At 36.0% G+C, this 12383-nt stretch carries 8 protein-coding genes; all 8 read right to left on the reverse strand.

What is annotated here, in order from left to right:
* Positions 1-20 precede the first annotated feature (20 nt).
* The 8 genes from Q0891_RS01270 to Q0891_RS01305 all read right to left on the reverse strand — a co-directional run bounded on the left by Q0891_RS01270 (position 21) and on the right by Q0891_RS01305 (position 12376).
* Entirely contained in the window at positions 21-1265 is a 1245-nt protein-coding gene (locus tag Q0891_RS01270) for a hypothetical protein (RefSeq protein WP_299098248.1), read from the reverse strand.
* A gap of 152 nt (positions 1266-1417) precedes the next feature.
* Positions 1418-2563 (reverse strand): alpha/beta hydrolase, encoded by a 1146-nt coding sequence (locus Q0891_RS01275; RefSeq protein ID WP_299098249.1) that lies wholly within the window; start codon positions 2561-2563, stop codon positions 1418-1420.
* 13 nt (positions 2564-2576) lie between these two features.
* Positions 2577-4073 (reverse strand): sulfatase-like hydrolase/transferase, encoded by a 1497-nt coding sequence (locus Q0891_RS01280; protein WP_299098250.1) that lies wholly within the window; start codon positions 4071-4073, stop codon positions 2577-2579.
* Positions 4074-4100: 27 nt separating this feature from the next.
* Complete coding sequence (locus tag Q0891_RS01285; protein ID WP_299098251.1) at positions 4101-5711, reverse strand: arylsulfatase; 1611 nt, start codon at positions 5709-5711, stop codon at positions 4101-4103.
* Complete coding sequence (locus Q0891_RS01290; RefSeq protein ID WP_299098252.1) at positions 5708-6892, reverse strand: DUF6786 family protein; 1185 nt, start codon at positions 6890-6892, stop codon at positions 5708-5710. Before Q0891_RS01290 ends, Q0891_RS01285 begins: the two co-directional genes overlap by 4 nt.
* Before the next feature lie 193 nt (positions 6893-7085).
* The gene (locus Q0891_RS01295) at positions 7086-8594 is read right to left on the reverse strand and encodes an arylsulfatase (RefSeq protein ID WP_299098253.1); all 1509 of its coding nucleotides are present in this window, start codon (positions 8592-8594) and stop codon (positions 7086-7088) included.
* 13 nt (positions 8595-8607) lie between these two features.
* Complete coding sequence (locus Q0891_RS01300) at positions 8608-10488, reverse strand: sulfatase (protein ID WP_299098254.1); 1881 nt, start codon at positions 10486-10488, stop codon at positions 8608-8610.
* Between the two features lie 16 nt (positions 10489-10504).
* A complete protein-coding gene (locus tag Q0891_RS01305) occupies positions 10505-12376 on the reverse strand; it encodes a sulfatase (RefSeq protein ID WP_299098255.1) in 1872 nt (623 codons plus the stop codon).
* Positions 12377-12383: the final 7 nt, after the last annotated feature.

The raw sequence follows: 12383 nt of genomic DNA on the forward strand, positions 1-12383 counted from the left end.
TAAAATAACTTATCACAACTTTACTCACCCACTAAAAAAGCTCCTTCAGGCCTAACATAAGGTTCAAAGTCAGGCATAGGATTAGAAAGCAATCTATCGTTAATAGTTTTCATAATTATCATTTCTTCTGCCATCATATATCCTTTGTTATTTACATCATCAATAGTAGTTGCAAATGTCACGCCAGCATTTGCATCTTTAAGTGTTCTTGTAAATCTATAAGCATCTTCGGTACCAAATATTAAATTTGCTGATGATACGTGCCATTTGTCTCTTACCGGAAACCATGCATGTTTTAATATTACTTTTCCATCATATTCGTCCCAAGGATTGGCAACCATTGCTGGCATTGTAAACTCTTCATAAGCCCATGAATTAGGAGGTGCTCCTTGTCCTAAAGGTGTTACATGGCCACTAGTAAAATCTTGATAGTTATTTACACCTTCGAAGCTTACAATTTTATAATCTCTATCATCTGTATCATCAACACCGTCAGAATCTACTTTTATAAACTCATTGTTTTCATCTGTGAAATATGCTCCGTTAGGAGATGCTGAAATAGCAGCATCAGGATCTGCATCTCTAATCATTTGAACAAAATCTTCTATATGACCATCATCGTCTAGTTCTGCGGTAGTGTCTAGCCAATAGCCATCAGCATAATCTTTAATGCGTAAAATAAATCCTTGTACTAGGTCTCTGTATGCAGCATATTCATTTCCTTCAAATTCATTTGTGTAATATGTTATCCATGCTGTATGTGCTGCATTAAAGTCTTCATCATCTGATTCCTCTGGTCCTAATCTATCAAAATAATTGGTAGAGATATATAGAATATTTTTCTTTCCCACATCTTTAAAATTTTGAAGAACATCAAAGATTATTTGTTCATTTTCTAGACTTGGAACTAAAAGTTCGTCTATTTCTGTAGCGATATCTACATTTTCATTCCCTCTTAAAGTAAAATAATATGATTTTGCAAAATTAGAAAGATTAGTTATAATGTGGCCTGTTGCAGGTAATTCATCAATAATTTGTTGCGCACCAGCTCTGTAATCATAACCTCCAGCGACTTCAGAATCTAATCGCTCACCTCCATAAATAGGAAAGGTAACTCCCCAAGAACCACTTAACCATTCTGCTCTTGATTCTGGTGTTGGATCCGGTTCTTCAGTTATTGACTGATCATCTATTGGCTGATCATCCTGCTTAGAACAAGATGAAAGGAATAATATGGCGAGTAATATAATTTGTATGGGTTTCATGATTAGCTGCTTATTTATTATTTAGTAAAAATAAAAGAAAACGCATCCAAAGAATTGCCTTAAAACCCCTTTTGTTTGCTTTAATCCACCTTATTTTTTTTAAAGAAAAAGAAGCAATAATTTTTATAATTTGCTATTAAACAGGTTCTAAATCATTTTAAATGTGCTACAAAAAAGTCAATGGTGGTTTGCACAATCTCATCTCGTGTTGGTTGAATGGGTTTCCCTACTTTTCGCCAGTTATGTCCGGAATTTTTTACAATTTGAATCGTGATGGGCGCATTAATAGCTTTATTCTTTTCTTCCATATAATACGCATGTTTTACAGGAATGGTGTTGTCACTATCGCCTTGTAGTAATAACAAAGGAGGACTGTCTTGAGTTAAATAATTTACAGGACTCATTTCTCTATACAAGGACAAGGCCTCTTCTTTTTTAGTACCGGACTTTAAGATTCTTGGGCTAAATCGATCTTTAAAATTTGGTCTATCATCCGGATTAAACAGACTTGTGTTTTCAAAATCGCTAGGACCATACCAGGATACACCTGCAGCCATGGTATAATCGTATTTTGATAAATCTTTATCTCCAATGAGACTGTCGGGCGAACTCAATACCAACATTTGAGCAATTTGTCCTCCTGCGGAATCCCCAAAAGCATAGAATCTGTTTTTATCAATCCCTAGCTTTTCACTGTGTTTAGAGATATATCGAAGCGCGTCTTTACTGTCTATAACACAGTCGCGCATTGCTGTTGTGCCATTTTTTTCTACTAATCTATAACTCACAGACACCACACAAAACCCTTGCTCTAAAAGTGCCATATGTACGGTTTTAAAAGACGCGTTGGCAGCGCCATGTCTACTTCCTGCAGCCCAACCTCCACCATGAGTGTAGAAAACAACGGGTAATTTCTCATCCTTCTTAATGTGTTTAGGATAATAAATGTCTAAGTATAAATCGTCCTCTTTTGTGGTTTTGTACAAGACATTTAATTTCCTTTTACCTTCGGTTTTTAAATAGGGAATGCGGAAATTAGTGGTAAATTCTTCTTGGGTAAGTATGCTATCTTTATTGACATCATAGTGTTTGTAACGCCTCCATTGTCTTTTGTCTTCAGATTCGGTAAATTTCTGATTATGATCTGGGTCTAATTTCTGCCACGTTTTTTGAAGTAAAAAAGCTTTGTATGCACCATTAGATACATCATCGGATTGTGAAAAGCCATGCCACACCGATGCTATGGTAAAAGCAATCATCAAAAGTCTATTTATTTGAAGTCCCATAAATGTGGTCATGTTGCTGAAATTTTTATTTGTTACTGAAGCCTTGATTTTTATAGGTTTCTAAAAGTTGGTCTAATTCTTTAACAACTTCTGGGTGTGTGTTATAGAGATTGTTTTTTTCTTCAGGATCATTAATCATATCATATAAAGTGTCTGGTGCTTCATTAGGTTTTGGTTCAACAGTTTTTGGCTTTGTAAATCCTCCCGAACCTAATTGTGGCGTATATTTCCATTTGCCTTTTCTAATGGAAAACATACCGTAAATAGAATGATGAACAACGGCTTCTCTAATAGGTCTTTTTACATTAGACGTGTAAGCAGGCCATAAATTGTAACTATCTTCCGCACCTTTTTCTATTTGAGGTTGATTTAATATGCCTGGTAATGTAGCAAACAAATCTGTGGTACACATTAATTGATTCGATTCTAATCCTGCAGGAATGACGCCTGGCCATTGTGCTATATATGGAACGCGATGACCGCCATCATAAATGTCGGCTTTACGACCTTTGTAAATGTAATTGGCACGATGTGGATATTTTTCTTGATCTCTTTCGGTCCAATTAGAGCCGTTATCTGAAGTCACAATGATTAATGTGTTTTCTAATTGACCTGATTCTTTTAAAGCATTAACAACAGCGCCAACAGCATCATCTACCATAGTGACGTAATCTCCATAAAGTCCTGCTTTAGATTTTCCAATGGCTTCACCAACAGGTAACCAAGGTTTATGCGGTGCGGTTAAAGGAAAATAAAGAAAGAAAGGTACGTTTACATCTTGTTGTTCGTTGATAAACGACACCGATTTTTTAGTAAAATGATCGAGTACTTCTTCAAATACAAAATTGGGTGCTTTTTCACCTGGTCGCCACATCACACCTCTACCTTCATTTTTACCTTTGGTATATTCTGTGGGTAACTCTACCGTTTTTCCGTTTTCAATATAGACATAAGGCGGAATGTCTAAAGATGCTGGCATGGTGTATGAATAATCAAAACCTAAATCGCTTGGGTCTTTTATGCGTTTACTAAAATCTACATTACTAATGCCGTCTTTTGCTATGACTTTTTGCGCTCCATCTTTGGGTTGCATATCTAAACCTATGTGCCATTTCCCAATACATGCCGTTGTATAACCGTTACTTTTAAGATATGATGCAACTGTTGGTCGACTTTCTTCTATTAAAGCCGGTTTGTAACCATGTAGAACGCCTTTTTTTAATGGGCTTCTCCAAGCATAACGTCCTGTGATTATGCCGTAGCGCGTAGGTGTGCAAACAGACGAATTGGAATGTGCATCTGTAAAATGAACGCCATTTTTTAGTATGTTATCCATGTATGGCGTTTGGATGGCAGATTCTGAGTTTAAAGCCGAAAGATCCCCATAACCCATATCATCAGCTAAAATGTAGACAATATTAGGCGCCTTGGTTTTATTTGTAACATCTTGTTGTGTAGCTTCTGTATTGGATTTGCTGGATGTTATTAAAACACAGATGATAAGAACTCTTAAAATGTACATGGGCTTTATGGGTTAATTTAATTGAAATTAGTTTTCAAAGGCAAATGCGGCTTGCGGCCATTCGCCAGGTATAGCATCGTTTTCTTGAATTTTCCCAGGGGTACTTCTGCCATCTCTAATCTGTTTAATGAGAATGGTTTTTAGTGCCTTCACTTTTTCAGGAAATTGATCAGCTACATTATTTTTTTCTTTGATATCTTCTTTTAAGTTATAAAGTATTACTTCTGAATGAACACCTTTATGAATCTTAGTTTTTCCGGAAGCCATAATGCCAGAATTAGGCGCTACAACAAGTTTCCAGTCGTCTTTCCGAATAGCAAAAACACCATATTTATCATGATGAATCGTAGCGTCTCTTAAATAAGTGCCTTCATTGGTTAGTAAAGGCAACATGCTAAAACTATCTTCTGCTTCATTATCTTTAAATTCATAATCTACGATATCGGCACAAGTAGCCATAAAGTCTGTAGTACATATAGTAGCATCAGAAATGGAATTTGGTTTAATTTTACCTGGCCATTTCACTAAAAACGGAACGCGATGACCACCTTCTAAATAACTGCCTTTGTAACCACTATACACATAACTAGGACTGTGTTTTTTTTGTCTCAAGGTTTTTAAATCGTTGGTAGTGGCAAAGCCATTATCACTAGCAAAAACCACTAAGGTGCTGTCGTCAATGCCTTGTGCTTTTAGGGTTTCAAAAATAGTGCCCATTAAATCGTCAATCATCATTACAAAATCGGCATAAGGACTACCAATCTCGCTTTGGCCTTTCCATGGTGCAATGGGAAGCACAGGATTATGAGGCGAAGGCAAAGGAATGTACATAAAGAACGGTTGGTCTTCGTTGGCATTCTCTTTTATGAATGAAATGGATTTGTCAACTATTTTAGGTAAAACTTCCTGGTGTTTAAAATCGTCTGCAATGTCTCCTTTTATCCAGCTACTAAACGGATATATTTTTCTATTTCTTTCGGTTTTATCTGTTGGTAGCATCGTGGCCTTGTCATTTTCTAAATACACATAAGGTGGCATATTTAAAGATGCTGCAATCATAAACGAATAATCAAATCCCATATCTAAAGGGCCGAATTTTAAGGGTTGGCTATAATCAATAGCCTTAAAATTTAAACGGTCCGAACGCTCTGAATAATGATCAAATTCAGAACTATTATTTTTCATGCTCCAGTTTAGACCCAAATGCCATTTACCAATGTTAGCGGTTTTATAACCTTGATTTTTGAGTAGTTGCGCAACGGTTAATCTGTTTTTCTGAATTAAACTCGGTGAGTTTCCCCAAGTCACAAATTCCTTTAAAGGGGTTCGCCAATTATAGCGTCCGGTTAAAATGCCGTAACGTGTTGGTGTACAAACTGCAGATGAGGTATGTGCATCGGTAAATCGCATCCCTTCTTTAGCCATTTGGTCTAAATGCGGTGTTTGTATTTTGCTGTTTCCATTGTAAATACTAAGATCGCCAATACCTAAATCATCAGCTAGAATGTAGATGATGTTAGGCTTTTTAGTCTTAGGTTTTACTGTTGTGTTCTTTGGAATAAAACTAGAAAACTGAACAAGTAATCCTAAAAGCGATAGACTTAGCGAAAAAACTTTAAATACTTTGTTGTTTTTCATCGTTCTAACGATTTTAAAATAGCATCTACACGCACACCTAAAGTGGCTTCAGCAATGTCACTGAGTTCATCTTCATCACCTTGTAAATGAATGGTGGTTTGAATATGAACCATCGTTTCATTCGGTTTTAAAGCAGCAGCAGGTGATGAGGTTTCAAGTTCATAAAACGGTCCCATAGGTGCAACACCTGGTTCTGGCTCGCCATCGTTATAGGCATTTATCACATCGCCAGCATAGGGTTCTTCTTGGTATTCCCAAGCTGAATTCACGTAACCGTTAGAAGCATCTTGCGCATTATATTTCACTAAGGTTAAAACTTTGCCCACAGCATCGTAACTTCCGGCAATACCTTTAGAACGTTTTGAGTTGACCCCAATTTTACTTCGTTTGGTTCCATCACCTTTAAAGTATAAAACATCATTGTTGACTTCTAAATAAACTTCAGGAACTTTACCAAAATAAGTGTCGTTTACTTTTGATCCTAAATCATCATCTTCACCTGCCTTAAAAGGAATAACCACTGTGGTTTCTGGTGAAGGTTTATACATACCTAAAAGCCAAATAGAAGGTAATCCTGTTTCTGGAAGCCAAGGTTTTTTACCAATATTTGTAATTTGATTGTTGGTTTGATAGCCAACAAATGCAATGCTGTCTGAAAATGGTTTATTAATAATATTTTGTATCGACACTTTATTCAAAATAGAAATGGAACGTCCAATTCCCATTTTAAAAACGGTGCCACTTTTGTTTACTAATTCGCACTGGTGTTTAAATGTTGCCGTATTATTCGTTTTAGACACCAAGGTAAATGCTTCGGTATCTATAACAGCAGGTGTTTTCCAATTTGAAAAATCGAAATTGTCTTCCGGTTTAAAGAAGAGCGAAAACTGTCCGCCTTCAGGACCTAACCAAAAGCGTTCTTCGCCTCCAAACACATAAATCTGATTTTCTAAGCGACCTTTGCGTTCTTCCTCGGGTAAAAAACCGGCTTTAATGACTTTTTTGTTAATCCAACCAAAACTAGGACCTTCTGATACGTTCGTCGTACTGGTCATTACACGACCTTGAAATTGTGGTGCTATAGCTAAAGCACTTTCGCCTTCTTGCAACACAATGATGTTGGTATGCGCTTTTAGAAAGTTAAGATCTTTAGAAAAATTGTTGTTTATAGTTTCAGTCATGATTTTGCAATGCTTTTTGTAATTAATAAATGCTTTATACATCTAAATCGCTTTGCTACGAAATAAAAGTTTTCAAGGTTACTAATTTGCAGTTTCTTTCATTATAATGTCATGTCTTATTCAATCTAAAATATGTCTTATTTAAATAATTTAAACTGCTTTATATATATTCGAAATTATTACCTGTTGTTTCCTAGTTTTTTTCTGTAATTGTATCTTCTGGATTCCAATTTGGAATTCCTTCGGCTTCTAGTTGTTTATAATACTTTATATGAAGTGGTTGTTCCTTTACTCTTTTTCTATTTTCATTTATCATCAAAGGAATAGAATTGGACCACCATTCATTATAAGGTTCTAGAAATTTTGCAATCACATCTGGATGTTCTGCCGCAACATTATGACGCTCTCCAGGATCATTAATTATATCATACAATTCGGCATTATTTACAAAACGCCATTGCTGACTTCTTATCGCCATTTTAGTGTATTTGGCTTTGTTTACCATTCCTGTTTTCCAGCGTCCACAATGTGTAAACAGTAAACGATCTTCCCAAATGCTTACCGTGTTTTCTAATAATGGGATTAATGATAACCCTTCTAAACGTTGCATGGTTTCTGGTAATTGAGCTCCTGTTAATTCTGAAAAGGTTGGATATAAATCGATATGTGCGGTAAGTTGGTTAATGTCTTTACCTTCGGTTAAAACACCTTTCCAATACATGAAAAGTGGCACGTGATCGCCACCTTCGTTTGGTGAGTTTTTTCCACCTTTAAGGTTGGCATTAAAATGTTTTACCTTTTCGCCATTTAAAGTACCTCTTAAATGTGTAGCTCCATTATCTGTAGTAAAAATAACTAGGGTGTTTTCTAAAACATTCCACTCTTCAAGCTTGCTCATTAACCTTCCGAAATTATCATCGATGTTTTCAATCATGCCATATCTACTCGCAGTGCCTTCATCATAGCCTAACTCTAAAAAGCGCTTTTTATAATTTTCAGGTGCAACCAGAGGAGCGTGTGGTGCATTTAAAGAAACATAGGTAAAATACTGTTGTTTATTATCTATGTTCTCTTTGATCCAAGCCATGGCGGCATCAAAAAACACATCTGTACAAAAGCCTTTAGTTTTTACAATGGTTTCATTATGAAGCAAAACATTATCAAAATACACATTGTCTTTATTCGGTGGAAAATCTCCAAGATTTACTTGACCAATTCCACCACCTCCATGCATTAATACTTCATCAAAACCTCTGTTTTGAGGCAAATAATCATCAGCATCTCCCAAATGCCATTTGCCAAATAATCCGGTTTTATAGCCTACAGATTGCAAGGCTTGAGGTAGCGTATATACATCTAAAGCCATACGTTCACGTTCTAAAATAGTATGTGTAACGCCAACTCTAAATTCGTGCCGACCACTCATAATTGCAGCTCTCGTTGGTGCACAAGTAGGACTTACATGATATTCTGTAAAACGCGTTGATTTTTGATAAAACGCATCAATGTTTGGGGTTTTTACGACTTCATTTCCCGTACAAGACAAATCGCCCATACCTTGATCATCGGTCATTACAAAGATGATGTTTGGTCTGCTATTTTTTAAGGCTTTAGGAAACGTTTGCCCATCAGTGGTTTGAATAAAAAATAGGAAAAACAAGCAATAGCATATAACGCTATATTTTATGATTCCTATTTTCATCTTCAACACTTACTTATTTAACTTTTTGAAACTCACTTTTTACCATGAAACGGTTTTCATCAATTAAAATAAGTCCGTATTCTATGGCCTCTTCCGGAACGGAATAGCTGAATTCTAATCCATTATTGCTAATATTTACAGGGACTTTTAAGTAGGTAGACCTTACTTTTTTCTTCTTGCCTTTGTTTGTTCTTTTAACAGGATCTGAAATTTTTACAAGCGCATAGCTTTCAATTACATTAGACTTTCCTTGTTCTACTTGTACGGTTGCTTTACGAGATGCTGCGTTAAATGTATTTGTTGTAATCACAGGAATAGCAGCAACATTCTTATCTCCTTTAAATTTTGAAGGCTCCTTATATGGCAACTTAGCATCGTAATCTTTGATGTATTGTTCTAATTTTTCAGATAAAGCTTTTACAATTTTTGGTTCGTCTTTAGCAATATTGTGTTGCTCTTCTAAATCGTGTCGTTTGCCATTTTTATATAAGCGATATAACAGATATTCGCCAGTCATAAATTTCTTATACAATTTATAATCTCCAGAGCGTATAGCCGATTGGTTTTGATGCTCGAGACCATAAGGATAGTGCCACCATAAATCTTCTCTAACCTTTCCGTCGTTATCTTTGACCTCGCTTTTTCCTTCAAATAAAACCTCTGAAATATCTAAACCATCAAAATCAGCACTGTATTCTGAAGGAATTTCACTGTTGGTAAGATTTAATATCGTTGGGAAATAATCTAACTGATTGATTAAAACATCCTGTGTTTGTCCTTTGGAAATGTTTGGGCCAGAAATAAGCATTGGCACTCTAATACCACCTTCTTCGGTGTATTTTTTACCTTTATCTAAAGGCGCGTTATCAGACATGATTTCTGTTTTACGCTGTTCAGCGCCTCCGTTATCCGAAGAGAAAAAGATATAAGTCGTCTCGTATAATTTCTTGCCGGGATTTCTTGGGTCGTCTGTAGTTTTTAATAAATCGATCACACGTCCTAAACTCCAGTCTAAGGTGGTTACCATCGCTCCAAAATAAGGATTGGTTTGGCCTCCTGAGGTCATTGGAACATCTTCGGTTGGGAAGTCTACGCCTAATTTATCGCAATAGTACTGTAATAATTCACGGTTTTTAGTGTGAATTGGGTAATGTACCATCCAGTGTGCGAGGTATAAAAAGAACGGCTCTTCTTTATTGTCTTTAATAAATTGAAGGGCGTTTTCAGTAACCGCATCTTTAGGATACGAAATACCATTAGGTGATGCTTTAGTAAAAGGAAAGTACTTTTCTTCACTCAATTGGTATTTGTCGTCTTCATCATGCGTGGCAAAAAAATTGGTTCTATTATTTTTACCTTTCGGGCCTTGGTGTGCACCACGAGATTCGTGCGCAAAATCGAAACCTTGATTGGTAGAACTTTGAATTTTTAAGTGTCCTGCGTGCCATTTTCCGACGTGTCCTGTTTTATAACCATTCATTTTTAAAGCTTCCGCAATAGTGAAATGTTCTGGCATTAAACCTTCAGGAAAATAAGGACTAATATATTGAGACGATCTATGCGCTTTTGGAATTTTCCCACCGCTTACATTCGTTATGCCTGTTTTTGCAGGATGTAATCCCGTTAAAATGGCACATCGTGAAGGCGCACAAGTTGGTGCAGGCGAATAACCATTAGTAAAATTAATGGCGTCTTCTGCTAACTTTTTAATGTTTGGAGTGTCCCAAGCACAAGGCTCATCTAAATCATTGATTTGCACGTCTTGCCAACCTAAGTCATCTGCATAAAAAATGATGATGTTCGGTTTTATTAAATCGTTTTCCTGACCGTGACTATAGTTTGAGGAAAAGAACGCTAGAAAAACTAGGGCTGCGATTAATTTATTGTGTTTCATTTTATAGCTTATTTTTTTAGTTGATTCTACGGAATTCACTTTGAACCATAAACTGATTTTCATCAATTAAAACAAACCCATATTCCATGATGTTTTCAGGTGCAGTGTAGGTGTATTCTAAATTGTTTTTGCTCGCTTCTAAAGGCACTTTAATAAAGGTTGTAGAATGCTTTTTTAGCTTTCCTTTCTTTTTTAATGCCGACTTATTAGCAATTCGAATTAAAACATAAGGTTCTACAACATCAGATTTTCCTTTTTCTAAAGTTATTGTTGCTTTACGCGATTCCGCATCATAGGTATCGGTTACAATTACTGGTATAGACGCAGTTTCTTCAGCCTTGAATTTTGAAGGATTTTTATAAGGGAATTGTGCGTTATATTCCTCTAGATATTTTTCTAATCTTGCTGCTAAGTCTTTAACCACTTTTGGGTTGTCTTTAGCAATATCAAATTTCTCTTCTAAATCTTCTCTTTTACCATTTTTGTACAAACGGTATAATTCATAGGTTCCCGGAATTAAGTTTTTGTATAACTTATAATCACCATGTCTTATCGCAGATTGCATTTGAGAATCCGTGTTATGTGGAAAGTGCCACCATAAATCTTCTCTAGCGTTTCCGTTTTTATCTGCTACTTTTTTTTCATTATCTAATAAGATCCCAGAAATATCTAAACCATCAAACTCTGAACTGTATTTTTCAGGCACGGTACTGTTGGTAAGGTTTAATACTGTTGGAAAAAAGTCTAATTGATTAATCAATACATCTTTAGTTTTTCCTTTAGGAATTTGCGGACCAGCAATAACCAAAGGTACTCTAATACCACCTTCTTGCGCATACTTTTTACCTTGATCTAACGGGAAATTATCTGTAACGATATCGCCATTGGCTTTTTCAACACCTCCGTTATCTGAAGAGAAAATAATATAAGTCGTTTCAATTAATTTTTTACCAGGATGTCTTGGATCGTCGGTGGTTTTTAATAAATCTACTATACGTCCTAAACTCCAATCTAAAGTGGTCACCATAGAACCGTAAAATGGGTTGGTTTGGCCTCCTGTTTTAATAGGGATATCTTTTGTAGGCATTTCAATCCCTAATTTATCACTGTAATATTGTAATAATTCCTTGTTCTTCGTGTGAATTGGCGCATGTACCAACCAATGTGCTAAGTATAAAAAGAACGGTTCTTCTTTACTTGTTGAAATAAATTCAAGAGCTTTATCTGTTACCATATCTTTTGGATATGAAATTCCTTTAGGCGATGATTTGGTAAACGGAGGATATTTTTCATCACTTAAACGGTAAGGATCGCCTTCCTCGTGGGTTGCAAAATTGTTTATCCGGTTCTTTTCTCTCTTAGGCCCTTGGTGTGCACCTCTAGATTCGTATGCAAAATCGAAACCTTGTTTGGTTGATTTCTGAATGTCAAGTGCACCAACGTGCCATTTACCAACATGACCTGTTTTGTAGCCATTCATTTTTAATGCTTCTGCAATAGTGAAATTTTCTGGCATTAAACCAACAGGATAAAATGGCGTTAGATACTTAGAGCGTTTAGTCGCTTTAGGTAAGGTGCCTCCACTTACATGAGTTACACCTGTTTTAGTAGGATGTAATCCCGAAAGCATTGCTGCTCGAGATGGTGCACAAGTAGGTGCAGGCGAATAGCCATTGGTAAAATTAATGCCTTCTTTTGCGAGTGCGACCATATTGGGTGTTTCCCATGGTGTAGGCTCATCTAAATCATTCAGTTCTGAATCTTGCCAACCTAAATCATCCACATAAAAGATAACAATATTAGGTTTGTCTATACTGCTTTTGTTTTGACTAATGACATAATTAGTAAAACACAATAAAATAGTAAGCGTTGTTAAAAGTGATTTCATTTTTTAT

Origin of the sequence: uncultured Winogradskyella sp., assembly GCF_947498005.1 — a bacterium.
Classification (GTDB): Bacteria; Bacteroidota; Bacteroidia; order Flavobacteriales; family Flavobacteriaceae; genus Winogradskyella.

Excerpts from the sequence above, each read along its gene's own strand:
- Q0891_RS01285 (WP_299098251.1), bottom strand. The coding sequence starts at position 5,711 with ATGAAAAACAACAAAGTATTTAAAGTTTTTTCGCTAAGTCTATCGCTT.
- Q0891_RS01270 (WP_299098248.1), bottom strand. The coding sequence starts at position 1,265 with ATGAAACCCATACAAATTATATTACTCGCCATATTATTCCTTTCATCT.
- Q0891_RS01295 (WP_299098253.1), bottom strand. The coding sequence starts at position 8,594 with ATGAAAATAGGAATCATAAAATATAGCGTTATATGCTATTGCTTGTTT.
- Q0891_RS01300 (WP_299098254.1), bottom strand. The coding sequence starts at position 10,488 with ATGAAACACAATAAATTAATCGCAGCCCTAGTTTTTCTAGCGTTCTTT.
- Q0891_RS01305 (WP_299098255.1), bottom strand. The coding sequence starts at position 12,376 with ATGAAATCACTTTTAACAACGCTTACTATTTTATTGTGTTTTACTAAT.
- Q0891_RS01290 (WP_299098252.1), bottom strand. The coding sequence starts at position 6,892 with ATGACTGAAACTATAAACAACAATTTTTCTAAAGATCTTAACTTTCTA.
- Q0891_RS01280 (WP_299098250.1), bottom strand. The coding sequence starts at position 4,073 with ATGTACATTTTAAGAGTTCTTATCATCTGTGTTTTAATAACATCCAGC.
- Q0891_RS01275 (WP_299098249.1), bottom strand. The coding sequence starts at position 2,563 with ATGACCACATTTATGGGACTTCAAATAAATAGACTTTTGATGATTGCT.